This is a genomic window from Gordonia sp. NPDC057258 (genome assembly GCF_042668985.1).
In the GTDB taxonomy this organism is placed as follows: domain Bacteria; phylum Actinomycetota; class Actinomycetes; order Mycobacteriales; family Mycobacteriaceae; genus Gordonia; species Gordonia hongkongensis.
In genome coordinates, this window is record NZ_JBHUXZ010000020.1 from 46,230 (window position 1) to 64,859 (window position 18,630).

Below are 18,630 nucleotides of genomic sequence, written 5' to 3' on the forward strand. Positions count from 1 at the left end.
TCTGAGCCTCCAGGTCAGCTAATCATGAGACAAGTTGCGCTGCACAGCGTCTTCAGCGTCGCACAGATTACGAATGGTGTACATCACGCTTAGGAACGCTCATCACCAAGCCATGCGAGACGACGTCAGGCGTCCTGCGGTTTCGCCAGCGGGAACGCGAGCGACTCGCGGATCGACTGTCCGGTGATGAGCATGACCACCCGGTCGACACCGACACCCAGACCTCCGGTCGGCGGCATCGCGTATTCCAGTGCCTGCAGGAAGTCCTCGTCGAGTTCCATGGCCTCGGGATCACCGTCGGCGGCCAGGATCGACTGTTCGGTGAGGCGTGCCCGCTGCTCCACCGGATCGGTGAGTTCGGTGTAGGCCGTACCGAGTTCGACGCCCCAGGCGACGAGGTCCCACCGCTCGGCGACGCCCGGCTTGCTCCGGTGTGCGCGCGTGAGGGGTGACGTCGACGTCGGGAAGTCGGTGTAGAAGGTCGGGAAGGTGGTGCGATCCTCACCGAGGTGCTCGTACAGTTCCAGGACGATCTGCCCGGCGTCCCAGTCGGGCCGGTGATTGATCTCCAGGCGGTCACACACCGCGCGCAATTCCTCGACGGAGGTCTCCGGCGTGATCTCCTGCTCCGCGCCCTCCGAGACCACCTGATGAACGGTCTTGACCGGCCACTCCCCGGAGATGTCGACGCGCTCTTCGTTTCCGTCGGCATCGGTGCGCACGATGACCGGTTCCCCGTAGGCCGCCGTCGCCGCGTACTGGATCATCTCGCGCGTCAGGTCGAGCATCTTGAGGTAATCACTGTGCGCCTCATAGGCTTCCAGACTCGTGAACTCGGGGTTGTGGCTGAAGTCGACACCCTCGTTGCGGAAGTTGCGGCCGATCTCGAAGACCTTCTCGACACCTCCGACACACAGTCGCTTGAGGTAGAGCTCCGGGGCGATCCGCAGATACAGGTCGAGGTTGTAGGCGTTGATGTGCGTCTGGAACGGGGTGGCGTTCGCGCCGCCGTGGATCTGCTGCAGGATCGGTGTCTCGACCTCGAGAAAGCCACGAGCGCCGAGGAAGTCACGCAACGACTTCACCACGAGACTGCGGGTCGCCAGCGACTTGCGCGTCTGCTCGTTGATGGCGAGGTCGACATAGCGCTGCCGGACACGCGCTTCCGGATCGGTGAGACCGGCCCACTTGTCGGGCAGCGGGCGCAGGCATTTGCCGTTGATCCGCCAGGCATCGATCAGGATCGACAGCTCGCCCTTACGACTCGTGCCGACGACGCCGCGGGCCTGGATCAGATCCCCGAGGTCGACGTCGGTACCGAAATCGGGTGTGCCCGGGATGATCCGGGAATCCTCGACCAGCACCTGCACCTCGCCGGACCAGTCGTGGACGTCGGCGAACACCACCTTGCCGAAGTCCCGAAGTCGCGTCACACGTCCGGCGACGGTGACGACGGTTCCCTCGGGTTCGGCCTTGGCCGCCGCGATCGTATGCGTGGGTTGATCGGCCGGCGGGTACGGATCGAAGCCGCGCTCGACGAGCCGGTCCATCTTCTCGAGCCGGACGCGCACCTGTTCCGGCCGGTGGACGATCGCGCCCTCGGGTGTGGCTGCCTCGGCGTCGAGCTCGGCGATGAGCGCGGGCGCGTTGACGCCGGGCGGGATCGACGGCGGCCCCTGCGTGTAGTGCTTGGCCCGTCCGAAGCGCGGCAACGTGATGAAACCCTCGGTCACGATCGCGGCGAGGCCCACCCGGGGCAGGATCCGACTGTCCTCGAAGCACAGGTAGCGCGACTGCCAGTCCGGCAGATACTTCGCATTCGACTTGTACAGCGACTCCATCTGGAAGAACCGCGAGCCGAACATGAGGATCGAGTAGCCCATCCGCATCACGGGCCCGGCCCCGATCTGGGGACCCTGCTCGAAGAACGCCCGGAACGCCGCGAAGTTCAGCGAGACCTCGGTGATACCCAGTTGCTCGGAGTTGCGGCACAATTCGGCGACCATGGTCTCCACGACGCCGTTGGGTCCGTGCCGGTCACGACGCATCAGGTCGAGCGAGACGCCGCGGCGCCCCCACGGCACGAACGACAGCATGCCGACGACCCGCTCGTCGGGGGTGCCCTCGCCCATCACGGCCTCGACCAGCAGGCAGTCGCCGTCGGCGGGATCGCCGATGCGCGAGAGCGCCATCGCGAAGCCGCGTTCCTCGTCGGTGTCGCGCCAGTCGTCGGCGCGCGCGACGATCTGCGCCATCTCGGTGTCGCCGATCTCGTTGTGCCGTCGGATGCGGACACCGACCCCGGCACGGCGGGTGCGGGTCACGGCCTGGCGCACCGCCTTCATGGCCGGCCCGCTGAGGCTGAACTCGCGCGTGTGCAGGATGGCCTCGTCGCCGATGTTGAGCGAGACGAAACCGGCGGCGTCGAAGGCGGCCGCGCCACGCGGGCTCGACCCCATGGATGCCGGATGCCACCCGTATTTCTCGCACAGGGTGAGGAATTCGGCGATGGCATCCGGCCACGACTCCGGATCGCCGATCGGGTCACCTCCCGCCAGTCCGACGCCGACCTCCACCCGGTAGGTGATCGCTGCCCGACCATCGGGCGAGAAGACGACGGCCTTGTCGCGACGGGTCGAGAAGTACGCGAGCGAATCGTCGTCGTTGAATCGCGTGATCAGCGCCCGGATGAGCGCCTCGTCCTCGGCGGTGATGAGCCAGCGCAGCCGTTGCGACCGGAACAGCACGACGGCCGCGGCGATCAGCGCCAAGGCGCCGAACAGTCCCAGCAGGCCGTTGACGAACAGGTGGGTGTGCCGGCCGTCGAACGAGGCATCCTGGTCGATGGCGCCGAACGCCACGACCCGGTTGAACGCGTACGGCAACCGGTCGCCTCGGGTCAGCGTGTGCGGGAACGCCCACACCAGGGCCCAGCCCAGCAGCGTCGCGATCGCCAGTCCGGCGATCAGGGTGCCGAACGCCGCCAGGACGGCGCCTTTGCGGACCCGTGTGTAGAACTGGCGGTACGTCGACAGCAGGAACATCAGGGCAAGCGCGTCGATGAACAGTCCGAGGTAGATGTTCGTGCGGTCCCACCGCGTCACGCCCAGGTCGTCGGCCAGCGACGGCACGAGATAGAGCGCGTTGGTCGCCATGAACAGGATCAGGTAGATGACGCTGATCCACCAGGCGATCCGCTTGCGGGCCGAGAGCGCGACGGCGATGAGGGCGAGCACGAACGCCCAGGCGAAGCTGGTGTCGGGGAGGGTGATGATGTAGTCGTCGACGTAGCGGCGGGGGTCGTGGATCAGATGCCGGATCGCCGGGAAGAGGCTGGACAGCAACGCGATTGCCGCCAGGACACCGACGATCGTGCCGGCGATGTGCGGGGCTCGGGACCCGAACCCGGAGGGCCGTCGGATCTTGTCGAGCAGCGCGAGGGACCTGCGGTCGGCCGCGGTGGGCGTCCGCGGTCCCACGTCGCGGTGCTCGCCGGGATTCTCGGGGTCGACCGGCGCGAGGGGGGTGTCGGTGGCCATGCGTAAAAGGTAGTCGGGATGAGAGGTATGTCCCGGCACTCCACGCGGATTGGCCCCGCCCGGCACAGATCGTCTTGCGTCCCCGACGGCCGAGGTGGCCCGGCGGGCGGTGGACCGGCATGATCGAAGCCGTGTACGACGTGATGATCCGGGACGACTCCATCCGACTCGGCCAATTCCTCAAACTCGCCAACCTGATCGAGTCAGGGGCCGAGGCCAAGGAGGTGATCGCCGACGGTCTGGTCACCGTGAACGACGAGGTGGAGACCAGGCGCGGCCGTCAGCTGACGATCGGCGATGTGGTGTCGGTCGGCGGGATGAGCGTGCGAGTCGTCGCCGAGGGAGACGTGCCACCTGCCCTCTGATCCGAAGAAGCGTCCCCCATTGCTCCCTGAGGTGCGAGGAGCGATAGCGACGAGCCTCGAAGGGCGCTAGGACCGGACGCCGAACCGTCTGAGCTCGGCGGGTGTGATGAGTCGTTCCGCTTCGGCGGGGAACATCGTCGTGGAACCGCGGCGGCCTCCGAGTCGCCAGCCGGTCAGCGAGTTCAACAGAGAGCCCCGGCGGGGCGAGTGAAATGTGTCAGCCAACTTCATGACCAATCACTTCCTGATACTTCACATTCGTTACAACGGACTGGAACTTTGTTTTACTGTAGCGGCTGTTCCCGGTCGTGTCGCCGGACTTTCCAGTGGCTTTCGCCACGCCCCCGCGACTGCCGACACGTGTGAATCCCGCAGCTCCGGTTCCCGAAACGGCGAGTGCCGCACACGACGGCTAGATCGATCGTCGCACGAGAACTGTTACCTCGCGCGTAGCGACGCGCCCCTCACCTGCATGAATGACCCGGGCGGGCAGGCGACCACTCGCCCACCGCGGTTGCCGTCGAACGACCGAAGCCGCCGACCCGGGAATCGGGCCGGCGGCTTCGGTGTGATGGACGACGATGGCGGTCAGTGCGCCTCTCGGCAAACAGGCCGCTCGAAGCGGCAAAGGGTGGGACCCGGGGCATTGAGTCCGTCACCGTCGCGGGGTACAACCGCGCTTCCGCACGAGGTATTCCACGGGTCGTCCCACTCTCCCGGCCCGCTATCCCGCGGCACTGGCGCGGCGTCGGCGGACCCGCTTCACGACGAACCAGGCGACCATGAGAACCAGCACGGCGATCACGATGTTGCTCAGCACGCCACTCCACCGTTCGAGTGCGGGGGCGATCGCCGGACCGAAGCCGAAGCCGATCCCGATCCACAGCGCGTTCCACACCCCCGACCCCAGCGTCGTGTACGCGGTGAAGCGCCAGAACGGCATCTTCTCGATGCCCGCCGGGATGGAGACGAACGACCGGACGAGGGGCACGCACCGACCGAGGAGAACCGCCATTCCGCCCCAGCGGACGAAGTACTCCTCCGCCTTGTCGAAGTCGTCGTAGTCGAGCAGCGGCATCCGGCCGACGAGTCGCCGGGTGCGATCGCGGCCCAGAGCCGCACCGATCCAGTACCAGAGCCAGGCCCCGACGAGCGACCCGATGGTCGCCGCGGCCCAGGCGAGCCAGACGTTCATGCGGCCCTCGTAGGCGAGGAAGCCGGCGCCGGGAAGAACGGCTTCGGACGGAATGGGCGGCAGGAAGGTCTCGAGGAGGATCGCCACCCCGACACCCAGCTCGCCGAGCGTGTCCATGAGGTCGAGAATCCAGCCGATGAAACCGCTGTGACCCTGCGACGGGTCGGTCTGGGCGAGTACGGCGGCGAGCTGCGTTGGCAAGGAATGTGTCCGTCTGTCCGAGGGCGGGCGGCTGGTCCCCGGCTTCGGTGACCACTTCGGCCGCCACTCTAGTCGGACGTCCGATTCATCCGGTTCTCGTGCAGGTCAGCCGACCGGCGCCGTCAGGCGAGGCCGGCGAGGAACCGGTTGGCCCACTGCACCGCAGTCACGCCGGGACGGACCTCGAAGTCCCGGTAGGTGCCGTGCGACCCGGACTGGAGGAATTGGTTGAACGACCTGATCTGCTCGCGAGCGCGCGCGTCACCGAGCTCCTGCGCGATCTCGCCGGGGCCGCCGAGGGTGAGCAGTTCGGAGAAGATCGCGCCCGCCTCGGCCTGGTACTGCACGATCTGGCTCGGCGTCGGGTCGCTGGTCTCGGCGAGGTAGCCGACGATCCGAGTCACGTAGTAGTCGCGGGGCACGTTGCAGTAGACGTCGGTGGGTTCGCAGAGGGTGAACGCCCTGGGCAGGACCCACCCCATGCCGTCGAGGCGTGGTCCGCCACTGCCCTCACCCCTCAGGGCGGGGCCGATGAGATTGTCCCGCTTGGACCGCCGCGGATCCGCGATCAGCACGACCCCCGCGACCTGGCTCGGACGGATCGCGGCGCGACCGGTGCCGATCTCGGATGCGAGGTCACCGGCGGCGTCGGCGCCCTGGCTGTAGCCGACGAGCGCGATCCGGGTACCGGGGCATCGTCGGAGCATCTGAAGGGCGAGCCCCGTGGTGTTGGCAACCGCCTGCGCCTTGGACTTGCCGTAGATCGCCTTCTCCCACGGGAACGCCGTGGCGTCGTAGCCGACGTACTGCACGCGGGTTTCCGGTCCGAGCCCGGCGGTGATCTCCCCAAGCACACCCGGGCTGGCGCCGTTGGACCAGGTCCCGGGGACCGCGAGCACGTAGATCTCCGGGCACCCCCGAGGCGCGGCGGTCGCCGTCGGGACGGCGAACACACCGCCGGCCAGGAGCGCACACAGCAGGGCACATACAGTCGTGACGATCCGACGCATGGTCCGTTCCCTTCGTACCGGCCGAGGAGGCAGCTTCACCGCCGAGTCTAGGTCGGACGTCCGGCGGGCGTGTTGCCGCCTGCGGAACTCCCGTGGAACGACGGATCTGCCTACGCAGAACTCCCGCCCACCCTGAGCGGGTGAGCGGGAGTCGAGTACTGCTGAGTGCGACGCGCGATCAGCGCTGCGCGACCTGTGTGGGCACGATCGGTGCGGGCAGGTCCGACGCCCCGGTGAGGAACGCGTCGGCGGCCGCGGCGGCCGAGCGCCCCTCGGCGATGGCCCACACGATGAGCGACTGTCCGCGCCCGGCGTCGCCGGCGACGAAGACACCCGGCTGACCGACGGCAGCGAAGTTGCCGTCGCGCTTGACGTTTCCGCGGGGGTCGTACTCGACGCCCATCTTGTCGAGGAGGTCCTCGCGCTCGGGTCCGACGAAGCCCATGGCGAGCAGCACCAGGTCCGCCTCGAGTTCGAAGTCCGAGCCCTCGACCTTCTCGAAGCGGCCGTCGCGCATCACGACCTCGTGCGCCTTGAGCCCGGTGAGCTTGCCGTCCTCACCGACGAACTGCTCGGTGTTGACCGAGAAGACGCGCTCGCCGCCCTCTTCGTGGGCGGACGACACGCGGTACACGAGCGGGTAGGTCGGCCACGGGGTCGACTCGGCACGCTCGATCGGCGGCTTCGGCATGATCTCGAACTGGTGGACGATCTCCGCGCCCTGGCGCAGCGAGGTGCCCAGGCAGTCGGCGCCGGTGTCGCCACCGCCGATGATGATGACCTTCTTGCCCTTGGCCGAGATCTGGCCCTCGACCTCGTCGCCGAGCTGCACCCGGTTGGCCTGCGGCAGGAACTCCATGGCCTGGTGGATGCCGTCGAGCTCACGCCCGGGGATCGGCAGATCGCGACCGATGGTCGAACCGTTGGCGAGGATCACCGCGTCGAAGTCGGCGCGCAGCTGCTCGACGGTGACGTCGACACCAACGTTGACGCCGGTGCGGAAGACGGTGCCCTCGGCCTCCATCTGCGCGAGACGACGGTCGATGTGGCGCTTCTCCATCTTGAACTCGGGGATGCCGTAACGGAGCAGGCCACCGATGCGGTCGGCCCGTTCGAACAGCGTCACGTCGTGTCCGGCACGCGTGAGCTGCTGCGCCGCAGCGAGTCCCGCGGGCCCGGAGCCGACGACGGCCACCGACTTGCCGGTCTTCTCCGACGGCATGACCGGGGTCACCCAGCCGTTGTCGAAGGCGTTGTCGATGATCTCGACCTCGACCTGCTTGATGGTGACCGGCGGCTGGTTGATCCCCAGCACGCACGACGCCTCGCACGGAGCCGGGCACAGGCGGCCGGTGAACTCCGGGAAGTTGTTCGTCGCGTGCAGACGTTCGATGCCGTCGCGCCACTGGTCCTTGTACACCAGGTCGTTCCACTCGGGAATCAAGTTGCCCAGCGGGCAGCCGTTGTGGCAGAACGGGATACCGCAGTCCATGCAGCGGCTCGCCTGCGTCTTCAGATGGCCCTTGTCGAAGTCGGTGTAGACCTCTTTCCAGTCCAGCAGACGCAGTTCCACCGGGCGGCGGTCGGGCAGCTCCCGCTCGGGGTGCTTGAGGAATCCTCTGGGATCAGCCACGTGCGGCCTCCATGATCGCTTCGTTCACGTCTCGCCCGGTCTTCTCCGCCTCGGAGATGGCCAGCAACACACGCTTGTAGTCGCGCGGCATGACCTTGGCGAACTTGGTCTGGGCGGTGTCCCAATCGCCGAGCAGCGCTGCCGCGACCGGGGATTCGGTCTCGGCGCGGTGCTCTTCGATGATCGTGGCGAGGAACTCGATGTCCTCGTCCTCGAGCGGCTCGAGGTCGACGAGCTCGGTGTTGAGGTTGTCGGCCAGCTTGCCCTCGGGGTCGAAGACGAACGCCATACCGCCGGACATGCCCGCCGCGAAGTTGCGGCCGGTCTCGCCGAGGACGACGACGCGTCCACCCGTCATGTACTCACAGCCGTGGTCGCCCACACCCTCGACCACCGCGGTGACGCCCGAGTTGCGAACGCAGAAGCGCTCACCCACGATGCCGCGCAGGAAGATCTTGCCCGCAGTGGCACCGAAGCCGATCACGTTGCCGGCGATGATGTTGTGCTCGGCGACGAAGTCGTCCGGCGCGTTGCGTGCCGGACGGACCACGAGGCGACCGCCCGAGAGACCCTTGCCGACGAAGTCGTTGGCGTCGCCCTCGAGGCGCAGCGTGATGCCCTTGGGAACAAAGGCACCGAAGCTGTTGCCGGCCGATCCGGTGAAGTCGACGATGATCGTCCCGTCGGGAAGACCCTGTGCGCCATAGGCCTTGGTGACCTCATGGCCCAGCATGGTGCCGACTGTGCGGTTCACGTTGGTGATCTTCGAGGTGAAGGACACCCGCGTGCCGTGGTCGATGGCCTCGCGGCTCTGCGCGATGAGCTGCTGGTCGAGCGCCTTGTCCAGGCCGTGGTCCTGCACGCCGGAGCAGTACAGGTCCTGGTTCATGAACGGCGACTCGGGCATCGCCAGGATCGACGACAGGTCGAGCTTGCCCGCCTTCTCCGACTTCCAGTGCGCGAGCGCCTTGGTCGTGTCGAGCGCCTCGACGTGACCGACGGCCTCCTGCAGGGTGCGGAAGCCCAGGCGCGCCAGCAGTTCCCGGACCTCTTCGGCGATGTACAGGAAGAAGTTCTCGACGAACTCCGGCTTGCCCGCGAAACGCTCGCGCAGCAGCGGGTTCTGGGTGGCGACACCCACCGGGCACGTGTCGAGGTGACACACCCGCATCATGATGCAACCCGCGACCACCAGCGGCGCGGTGGCGAAACCGAACTCCTCGCCACCCAGCAGGGCGGCGACCACGACGTCGCGACCGGTCTTGAGCTGGCCGTCGACCTGCACGACGATCCGGTCGCGGAGTCCGTTGAGCAGCAGGGTCTGCTGGGTCTCGGCCAGGCCGATCTCCCACGGCGCACCGGCGTGCTTGACCGAGGTCAACGGCGTTGCGCCGGTACCGCCGTCGTGCCCTGAGATGAGGACGACGTCGGCGTGCGCCTTCGAGACACCGGCCGCGACGGTGCCGACGCCCACCTCGGAGACCAGCTTCACGTGGATGCGGGCCTGCGGGTTGGCGTTCTTCAGGTCGTGGATCAGCTGCGCGAGATCCTCGATCGAGTAGATGTCGTGGTGCGGGGGCGGCGAGATGAGGCCGACGCCCGGCGTCGATCCACGGACCTCGGCGACCCACGGGTACACCTTGTGCGGCGGCAGCTGCCCGCCCTCACCCGGCTTCGCACCCTGCGCCATCTTGATCTGGATGTCGGTGCAGTTCGACAGGTAGTGCGAGGTGACGCCGAAACGGCCCGACGCGACCTGCTTGATCGCGCTGCGACGCCAGTCACCGTTCTCGTCGTGATGGAAGCGCCGCGGATCCTCGCCACCTTCACCGGAATTCGAGCGACCACCGAGCCGGTTCATGGCGATCGCGAGGGTTTCGTGCGCCTCCGCGGAGATCGAACCGAAGCTCATCGCGCCGGTCGAGAACCGCTTCACGATCTCGCGGGCCGGTTCGACCTTCTCGATCGGAATCGGGTCGCGGTCACCGAAATTGAAGTCGAACAGGCCCCGCAGCGACGCCATCTGGCGGGACTGGTCGTCCACCAGCTTCGTGTATTCCTTGAACACCTGGTACTGGCCGGTGCGCGTGGAGTGCTGGAGCTTGAAGACGGTGTCCGGGTTGAACAGGTGGTACTCGCCTTCGCGGCGCCACTGGTACTCGCCGCCGACCTCGAGCTCGCGGTGGGCGCGCTCGGACGGGCGATCGGAGAATGCCAGCGCGTGGCGGGTCGCGACGTCGGCGGCGATCTCGTCGAGACCGATGCCGTCGAGCTGGCTGTTGAGCCCGGTGAAGAACTCGTCGACGGTCTCCTGCGAGATACCGATGACCTGGAAGAGCTGTGCACCGGTGTACGAGGCGAGGGTCGAGATGCCCATCTTGCTCATCACCTTCAGCACGCCCTTGCCGGCGGCCTTGATGTAGTTCTTCTGCGCGGTGGCGAAGTCGAGGTTGCCGAGCACACCGCGCTCGGTCATGTCCTCGATCGATTCGAAGGCCATGTACGGATTCACCGCTGCCGCACCGAAACCGACGAGTGCGGCCACGTGATGGACCTCGCGGCAGTCACCCGACTCGACGATGAGACCGGCCTGGGTGCGCTTGCGTTCCCGCACCAGGTGGTGGTGCACCGCAGCCGTCAGCAGCAGCGACGGGATGGGTGCGTAGGTCTCGTCCGACTCGCGGTCGGACAGGATCACCAGGTTCACGCCGCCGTCGATCGCGGCGCTGACCTTCGCACGCACCTCGTCGAGGGCCTTGCGCAGACCGGCGCCACCCTCGGCCACCGGGTAGAGGCCGTGGATGTGGACGCTGCGGAAACCGGGCAGCGCGTCGTTGGAGTTGATCTCCACCAGTTTCGCGAGCGTGTCGTTGTCGAGGACCGGCGACGGCAGCTCGATCTGACGGCACGACTCGGGGCCGGGGTGCAACAGGTCGGCCTCGGTGCCGATGGTGCCGCCGACGCTGGTCACGATCTCTTCGCGGATCGCATCGAGCGGCGGGTTGGTCACCTGGGCGAACAGCTGCTGGAAGTAGTCGAACAGCATGCGCGGACGCTTGGACAGCACCGCGATCGGGGTGTCGGTACCCATCGAGCCGAGTGCCTCGGCACCGGTCTTCGCCATCGGCGCGACCAGCAGGTCGAGTTCCTCACGGGTGTAGCCGAACACCTGCTGGCGCAACGCGACCCGGTCGTGCGGCATGTGCTGATGCGGCGGCGCCTCGATGTCGTCGACCGCGACCAGTCCCTGCTCGAGCCACTCACCGTAGGGGTGCTCGGCGGCGAGCTCGTCCTTGATCTCCTCGTCGTCGACGATGCGGCCGGCAGCGGTGTCCACCAGGAACATGCGGCCGGGCTGCAGACGCATCTTCTGCACGACGTCGGCGTGATCGATGTCGAGCACGCCGACCTCGGAGGCCATCACGACGAGCCCGTCCTTGGTGACCCAGATCCGACTGGGCCGCAGGCCGTTCCGGTCGAGCACGGCACCCACGACGGTGCCGTCGGTGAAGCACACCGACGCCGGTCCGTCCCAGGGCTCCATCAGCGCGGAGTGGTAGCGGTAGAAGTCCCGGTGCTCGGGCTTCATCGACTCGTGACGCTCCCAGGCCTCCGGGATCATCATGAGCACGGCGTGCGGGAGGGAACGTCCACCGAGGTGGAGCAGCTCGAGCACCTCGTCGAACCGGGCGGTGTCCGACGCACCCGGGGTGCAGATCGGGAAGATCTTCGACGCCGCGTCGGCCCCGAAGGCCGCGGTGTCGATGAGCGCCTCGCGGGCTCGCATCCAGTTCTCGTTGCCGGTGACGGTGTTGATCTCGCCGTTGTGGGCGACGCGGCGGAACGGATGCGCCAGCGGCCACGACGGGAAGGTGTTGGTGGAGAAGCGCGAATGCACCAGACCGAGCGCGCTCTCGACACGCGAGTCCTGCAGGTCGACGTAGAACTCCCGCAGCTGCGGGGTCGTCAGCATGCCCTTGTAGACGAAGGTGCGGCCGGACAGGCTGGGGAAGTAGACGGTCTCGCGTCCGGGCCCGTCGGCGCCGGCGCCCTTGTTGCCGAGTTCGTACTGAACCCGCTTGCGCACGACGTAGGCGCGGCGCTCGAGTTCCATGCCCTCCGCGCCGCCGACGAACACCTGACGGAAGGTCGGCATGGCGTCGCGGGCGAGAGCTCCGAGCGAGTTCTCGTTGGTGGGCACCTCGCGCCAGCCGAGCAGGGTCAGGCCCTCTGCCTCGATGACCTTCTCCACGCCCTCGCAGGCGAGGCGGGCGTCTTCCGAGCCCTGGGGCAGGAAGGCGATACCGGTCGCGTAGCTGCCCTCCGCGGGCAGCTCGAAGTCCACGGTCTCCCGCAGGAAACGGTCCGGGACCTGGATCATGATGCCCGCACCGTCGCCGGTGTTGGGCTCGGCACCCGCGGCGCCGCGGTGCTCGAGATTGACCAGCGCCATGATCGCCTTGTCGACGATGTCGCGACTGCGCCGCCCGTGCATGTCCACGACAAATGCCACGCCACACGAGTCGTGCTCGTTGCGTGGGTCGTAGAGACCCACCGGTCCCGGAGCCTGCTTCATAGTTCGCCTCACTTTGCGCGCGAGGAGTGCACGCACTACCCGTCGTCGATGTCTGGGGCCACACCCGGCCGTGTCGGGCCGCGGACCACGATGTCCCCGGCGTCGTCGTGCTCCACCCGCATCGGGGCTGACCTGGGCAGAGCCGACGATCACAGCGGCGGTGAGTCCCGGTCAGCGCCGTTGCTGACGGTCCCTTCGGGCCGCTTCGTCGGGACCCGAACCACCCTGCTCATCGCAGCTACCGCGCGCAGCACGCCAGAGCGCCCCCGGGCAGCCGTATGAGCATTGTGAGTCATTTTTCCACGCGAAGGGCCCACTCTCGAAATCCGGTTACCACAGAGACACCGCCGGTGCACGTCAGACGGAAATCCGGCGATTCGGGGTCCGCCCCGGAGACGGCCCGCGCGGGCGTTTCGGGAGCGTCGACGGTCGCGGCCCGATTGCGGCCGGATCTCGCCCTGACCGATCCCGCACCCGCGCGGCATCGAGCCACTACCGTCAGGTGATGAGCGTCACCGTATCGGCCGATGAGCCCACCCCGGAAGCGGATCTCCTCGCGCATCCGTTCGGCCGCCTGGGCGTCGATCCGTACGGTTCGAGGCGTTCCCGTGCGGTCAACGCCTATCTGGCCCGGGTCACCTGGCCGATGATGACCGCGGCCGGGGTCAGCCACCCCCGCGTCACCGCGCAGATGATCCAGCGGACGCGCCCGGCATTGAACCGGACCATCGAGCGGATCAACCCGCCTCCGGCCAACACCCGGGTGGAGATCGTGCGTGAGAACTTCCGGGGTGGGCAGGTCCGTGGCGAATGGGTGATCGGCCGGCACGCGAGCGCTCCGGTCCCCGGTTCGCGAATTCTGTATTACATGCACGGGAGCGGGTACGTGGTGTGTTCGCCGCGAACGCACCGGGGCCTGGTCGGCCGGCTCGGCAACAAGACCGGGCTGCCCGCCTTCAGCCTGGACTACCGGCTCGCCCCCGAGCACGCCTGGCCGTGCGCAGGCAACGACGCCGTCCGCGGCTATCGCTGGCTGCTGTCCCAGGGGTACCGCGCCGAGGACATCGTGGTCGCGGGTGACTCCGCCGGCGGCCACCTGGCGCTCGACCTGCTCGCCGTCAACCACGCCACCGGGACCCCACAACCGGGTTCGATGGTGCTGTTCTCGCCGCTCTACGACCCGACTTTCCAACTGGCCGTGCGCAATCAGCGCACCGGGGTGCGGGACCCGATCATCGACGCGATGTCCGCCCGCAAGATCCTGCGGCTCTACACCCGGACCGCCGACCCCGATCATCCACGGATGCGCGTCCGTCTCACCCCGGACATGACCCTGCCCAAGACGCTCATCCAATACGGGGCGCGCGAGGTGATGGGGGCCGACGCCCGGGCCACCCACGACGAGATCACCGGCGCCGGAGGGGTTTCGGTGATCCAGGCCTGGCCCGGCCAGGGTCACGTCTTCCAGCTGATCCCCCGCCTGTCGGCCGAGGCGCGGTCGGCCATCGACATCGCTGCGCGGTTCATCGAGGTGACCGCGCCGGTTGCTCAATAGCGCCACAACCGCAAACCCACCCCTTTTCCACAAACCCAGCACGCTCCGACGGGATGGGTTTACGGAAATAGGGTGGGTTTGTCAGGGGGGTCAGTCAGCTAGCCATGCCCCGTGCAGCCCGGCGGGGACGCGGATCGGGAGTTCGACGGTGGCGACCGGTCCGGCCGTCGGCTCGTCGGCGGCGAGAAGGTAGAAGTACGAACGCATGTCGGCGGGGTCGGTGCCGATCGCGCCCCAGTGATCGCGTTCGATGCCCGGGATGTAGATCGGCTCGCCGATCGCGGTTCCGGGACTCCAGAAGGTCTCGGTGCCGGCGGAGAGATCGTGGAACCAGAGACTGTCGGTGGCATCGGTGTCGCGGGGCCCCTTCGCCACTGTTGCCACGCGATGGTGGTCCCGGGTGAGCAACCGGTCGTCGACTCGCGGGAACTCCATGTTGAAGGCGTTGTCACTGATCGTGTTCCGGGTGATGGTGCCATCCGGGCGGATGATCGCGCGGGTGAGCGCCGAAGTCGCCGGCCGGGGTTCGGAGGCGAAGCCACCCGGGTAGCTCCACTCCACGTAGTCGACGGTGACACCGTCCTCGGCGCTCGGGCCGTCGAAGGCGTTGGCGAAGTGCCACACCCAGAACGGGTCGGTCTGGACCCAGCGCACCGGACCGCCGTCGCGCGGGATGAGGGCGATGCGCGTGCCGTCGTCGGGTTGCCAAGACAGCAGCGAGCCACCGGTCATCGCGGCTTCGAGGTCGAAGATCAACGGGCACACGAAGAGTACGAGGTACCGCGACGTGAGGGCCATGTCGTGGATCATGACCGACTTGTCCAGACCGTCGACCGGCGTGGGCCCGGTGGTCGTCGTCCCGTCCGCGGACACCACCGACCACGTCAGGTATGGCGACTCGAGTCCGTAGTTGAACAAGACCATCTCTCCGGTGGACGGGTCGATCTTCGGGTGGGCGGTACTACCCACCCGCATCGCCCCGGAGCAGTCGGTCTTGGCCAGTGTGGCCAGCGTCGACGGCTCGAGCAGGTAGGGCTGGTCGGATTCGGCCATCGCCATCAACCGTCCGCCGTGGCGGACGATGTTGATGTCGGGCAGTTCGCGGTAGGTGCCGGCGAGTTCGTCCCCGACAACGCTCGCGGGTGGTGTGTACCCGTCGGTGAGCCCGGACCAGAGTGCATGTCCGGCAGCCTCTTCCGCGATGACCATCGGGGTCCGGACGAAGCGGTTGGTGTACCCGACGCGACCGCCGTCGATGCTGATCCGGTGCACCATGCCGTCACCGTCGAGGGGATAGACGAACGATCCGATGGGATCGAAACGCGGATTGGGGCCGTTGCGCAGGTAGCTGCCGCGCAGATCCGCGGGGATCTCGCCGCGGACGGGCAGGTCGGTGACATCGACCTCCTCCCGCTGCGGGGCGTACACACCGGTGAGGTGGGCGTGATGCGCGAGGTCGACGGGGGCGGGGGTGGGGGGCGTGGTGATGGTCATCGGATGTCCTTAGGGCGGGTCGGTAGGAGGGCTGTGCCGCGGGGGTCAGCCGGCGGTCGGGGCGGTGGAGGCGGCGGGCGCGCTGGGGGCCGCGTCGGCGATGGCCCGGGTCCGCTTGACCGCGAACACGATCAGCGCGATCGGCACGACCCAGTTGAGCAGGATGTTGCCCGGGTGGCTGCCGGACACCGACGCCGACGACGCCAGCAATCCGGCGACGATGTGCGAGCAGCCCATGAGTGCGATCGCCCCGGCCCACAAGAGGCTGATCTGGCGGTTCTTCGCGCGGAACACCGGTGAGTGCCACAGGGCGGGATCGACGGTCTCGCGGGCGTACTGCTCGGTGAACGGGACCGTGAACGCGGACACGGCCATGACCGCGGCGAGGACGAACGCCGAACCACCGCGACCGAAGAACACGAGCGCTTCGTCGACCTGGGTGTCACCGACGATGCCGATGAGCGCGATGACGCCGAACAGGACGACCCCGGCGACGTCGATGATCTTCCAACCGCCGCCGGTGCGGACGGCCTCGTAGATGGTGACGGCCAGGGCCAGCGCGCAGGCGGCGATCGCGGCGAGCGTGACGTGGTCGGCACCCAGGCGTTCGGCCGCCCAGGCGAACACGAACCAGGGGGCGAGTCCCAAGATCATCGATTTGGCGTTCACGGGTGGTCTCCTTCGGTACGGCCGAGGTGGGTCCTCGTTGGGGGTACACCCACTGTCCGCCGGGCCGATGACGCGTACATCTGCGTTCTGACGGAGAAATCTGCGCCAACCGTGCGACGATGCTCAGTTCTGCTGCCGACCCACGACGAACGCGGCGAGTTCGACGCGGGTGCGCAGGCCGAGTTTGGCGAGGGCGTGGGAGACGTGGGTCTGCACCGTGCGGGTCGAGATGAACAGTCGGTCGGCGATCTCGCCGCCGCTCATGCCGGCCGCGACCAGTTCGGCGACGGTCGTCTCGGTCTTGGTGAGACTGTCCCAACCATGGGTCGGCCGGTCGCGTGCCGCGGGGTCGAGCCGAATCCCCAACGGACGCAACCGCGAGGCCACGCGTGCGGAGCTGGTGCTTGCTCCCATGGCACGCGTCAGTCGCATCGCTCGCCGGGCGAGCTCGCGGGCGCGGTCCCGGTCTCCCGAAAGGGCGACCGCGCACGCGGCTTCCTCCCACATGCACGCCTCGGACTGCCGGTCCCCGACCGCCTGCACGATCTCGGCGTACTCGTCGGCGGCGTGCACGATCGTCAACGGGTCCGCGTCGTGGAGCACCACCGAACACATCGCGCGGGCCACCGCGACGGGCCCGGACATGGGCCGCGCGGGCGGTACCGGGAACTCGTCGAGCCCGTCCAGAATGCTGCCGAGCAGCGCGGTGTCGCCCGCACGCGCGCCGATCCGCGCGGTCTCGAGAACGACGGTGGGCAGCCAGGAGTACAGACCGAACCGGCGGCCGTGGTCCCATGCGCTGCCGGCTGTCGTCGCGGCCGCACGTAGTTTCCGGTTCGCCTCGAGCAGCAGGGCGCGGGCGTGGGTGGGCACCGGGAAACCGAACTGGTCCGGTAGTCCCGTGTCGTCCCACGCGTCGAGGCGGGTCGACGCGGCCGCCAGATCGCCGCGCAGCACGTCGACCATGGCCCGCCCGCCGACCGCCATCGACTTCCAGCCCATGTCCGCGGAGTCCGCGCGATCCAGTCCGGCATCGAAAGATGCCGCCGAGTCGTCGAGGTCGCCGAGCCCGAGAGCTATTCCGCCGCGGGTGAACTCGTGGTAGGCGGTCATCCAGTCGGCGCCCCGGCTCGATCGCAACCGGGCGGCACCCGCGAGCAGGTCGGCCGCGGCCGCCGGGCCGTGCGCATACTGTTCGATCAGCGACGGCCAGATGTCGGCCGACGACGTCGACAGTGTGCCGCCGGCGGATTCCGCCGCGTCCCGACGCGAGGCGAGCAGCGCGATCCCGAGCGCCTCCTCCACCTCGCCGCGCAGGAACCGGCGTAGTGCCTCGGCGATCAGGCCGGACACCGATCGGGTGGACGCGTCCCGCTGGACGTCGAAGAACGGGGTGTCCGGCGCGGGCCTTCGTCCGTCGAGGATGCCCACGTAGTGCCGCAGGTCGGTGAGCGTGCCGGCGACGTCGTCGTCGACCGGGAGTTGCAGGGTCTCGTCGATCAGGTCCCGCACCCGGTCGGTGTCACCCTTGGCGATCAGGGCGAACAACAGGATTCGATGCAGTTCGGCGAACTCGTTGATCTCGGTCGCCAGTCCCATGCCGTCCTCGGCGACGCGTGTGGCCCGGTCGAGCTGCCCGGTTCGGGCGAGGGCGAGGGCGAGTGCGGTGTTGACCCCCGCCGACGGACGGGCGGTGCCGGCCAACGTCTCCAGGAGTTCCGCCGCGACCGCCGGCGTGCTGGCGAGTTCGCTCTCGGCGCGGCGTACCGCCGCGAACATCGCGGTTTCGTCACTGCCCGAGGCGATTCGGTGATGTGCCACGGACTGCGGATCGTGCCGGGTACTGGGATGGCTGGCGATCGCGTCGTGCAGCACCGAGCGCAGCATCGGATCGAGTTGTCCGTAGGTGACGTCGGCGTAGAGGTCGTGCGTGAAGTGCAACGCTCCTCCGTCGTCGACGCCGACGATCTCGGCGTCGATCGCCGACTGGGCCGGCCCGACCAGAGAGGCGGGCGGAACCGCGTCGACCGCGGCCAGTTGCGCGAGCGTCGCCGGGCGGCCCCAGACCGCGAGCTTCTGCGTCAGCTCGCGGGCACGACCGTCGAGGAGGGCGACGTGTTCGGCGATCGCGTCCTCGAGTCCACTCGGTACCCCCGACGCGGTGCGTGCGTCGACCGCCGCGTGACCGTCGACGATCCGCAGACCGCCCGACTGCTGCAGCGCGCGCAGCACCGAGATCACGTGCATCGGGTTCCCACCCGATGCACCAAGCAGCCCGAAGAGTTCGACGTCCGGTGCGGCACCGACGGTCTCGATCGAGATCCGGTGGACCTCGTCGGCGCCCAGCGGGGGCAGGGACCAGTCGACGACCTCCACTCGCGCCACCAACCGGT

The 18,630-nt window shown here is 68.3% G+C and carries 10 protein-coding genes; 2 read left to right on the forward strand and 8 right to left on the reverse strand.

The window, feature by feature from the left end; all coding sequences use genetic code 11:
* Positions 1 to 125 precede the first annotated feature (125 nt).
* Positions 126 to 3,539, reverse strand: a complete 3,414-nt coding sequence (lysX, locus tag ACFUEJ_RS15285) for a bifunctional lysylphosphatidylglycerol synthetase/lysine--tRNA ligase LysX (RefSeq protein ID WP_388030331.1) — start codon at positions 3,537 to 3,539, stop codon at positions 126 to 128.
* A 119-nt stretch (positions 3,540 to 3,658) separates the two neighbouring features.
* Between lysX and ACFUEJ_RS15290 the strand changes: the two genes are divergently transcribed.
* Complete coding sequence (locus tag ACFUEJ_RS15290) at positions 3,659 to 3,904, forward strand: RNA-binding S4 domain-containing protein (RefSeq protein WP_388030334.1); 246 nt, start codon at positions 3,659 to 3,661, stop codon at positions 3,902 to 3,904.
* Positions 3,905 to 4,628: 724 nt separating this feature from the next.
* Here the strand turns inward: ACFUEJ_RS15290 and ACFUEJ_RS15295 are convergent.
* The 4 genes from ACFUEJ_RS15295 to gltB all read right to left on the reverse strand — a co-directional run bounded on the left by ACFUEJ_RS15295 (position 4,629) and on the right by gltB (position 12,519).
* Positions 4,629 to 5,300 carry a DedA family protein gene (locus ACFUEJ_RS15295; protein ID WP_058253696.1) on the reverse strand — a complete coding sequence of 224 codons (672 nt, stop codon included), beginning with the start codon at positions 5,298 to 5,300 and terminating at the stop codon, positions 4,629 to 4,631.
* 122 nt (positions 5,301 to 5,422) lie between these two features.
* Entirely contained in the window at positions 5,423 to 6,310 is an 888-nt protein-coding gene (locus ACFUEJ_RS15300; protein WP_165629247.1) for a cutinase family protein, read from the reverse strand.
* A 178-nt stretch (positions 6,311 to 6,488) separates the two neighbouring features.
* A complete protein-coding gene (locus ACFUEJ_RS15305) occupies positions 6,489 to 7,943 on the reverse strand; it encodes a glutamate synthase subunit beta (protein WP_165629248.1) in 1,455 nt (484 codons plus the stop codon).
* A complete protein-coding gene (gltB, locus tag ACFUEJ_RS15310) occupies positions 7,936 to 12,519 on the reverse strand; it encodes a glutamate synthase large subunit (protein ID WP_165629249.1) in 4,584 nt (1,527 codons plus the stop codon). The genes ACFUEJ_RS15305 and gltB overlap by 8 nt, the downstream gene beginning before the upstream one ends.
* Before the next feature lie 505 nt (positions 12,520 to 13,024).
* Here gltB and ACFUEJ_RS15315 point away from each other — a divergent pair.
* Entirely contained in the window at positions 13,025 to 14,074 is a 1,050-nt protein-coding gene (locus ACFUEJ_RS15315; RefSeq protein WP_259936567.1) for an alpha/beta hydrolase, read from the forward strand.
* 90 nt (positions 14,075 to 14,164) lie between these two features.
* Here the strand turns inward: ACFUEJ_RS15315 and ACFUEJ_RS15320 are convergent, their stop codons facing one another.
* From ACFUEJ_RS15320 to ACFUEJ_RS15330, 3 genes are all read right to left on the reverse strand, one after another.
* Positions 14,165 to 15,568, reverse strand: coding sequence for a carotenoid oxygenase family protein (locus tag ACFUEJ_RS15320; RefSeq protein WP_259936568.1), 1,404 nt, complete (start codon positions 15,566 to 15,568; stop codon positions 14,165 to 14,167).
* Between the two features lie 45 nt (positions 15,569 to 15,613).
* Positions 15,614 to 16,237: a hypothetical protein gene (locus ACFUEJ_RS15325; protein ID WP_065631305.1), complete on the reverse strand. Its 624-nt coding sequence runs from the start codon at positions 16,235 to 16,237 to the stop codon at positions 15,614 to 15,616.
* Between the two features lie 123 nt (positions 16,238 to 16,360).
* A complete protein-coding gene (locus ACFUEJ_RS15330; RefSeq protein WP_388030342.1) occupies positions 16,361 to 18,622 on the reverse strand; it encodes a LuxR C-terminal-related transcriptional regulator in 2,262 nt (753 codons plus the stop codon).
* Positions 18,623 to 18,630: the final 8 nt, after the last annotated feature.

Coding starts and splice junctions, on each gene's coding strand:
- lysX (WP_388030331.1), bottom strand. CDS start 3,539: ATGGCCACCGACACCCCCCTCGCGCCGGTCGACCCCGAGAATCCCGGC.
- ACFUEJ_RS15290 (WP_388030334.1), top strand. CDS start 3,659: ATGATCGAAGCCGTGTACGACGTGATGATCCGGGACGACTCCATCCGA.
- ACFUEJ_RS15300 (WP_165629247.1), bottom strand. CDS start 6,310: ATGCGTCGGATCGTCACGACTGTATGTGCCCTGCTGTGTGCGCTCCTG.
- gltB (WP_165629249.1), bottom strand. CDS start 12,519: ATGAAGCAGGCTCCGGGACCGGTGGGTCTCTACGACCCACGCAACGAG.
- ACFUEJ_RS15315 (WP_259936567.1), top strand. CDS start 13,025: ATGAGCGTCACCGTATCGGCCGATGAGCCCACCCCGGAAGCGGATCTC.
- ACFUEJ_RS15320 (WP_259936568.1), bottom strand. CDS start 15,568: ATGACCATCACCACGCCCCCCACCCCCGCCCCCGTCGACCTCGCGCAT.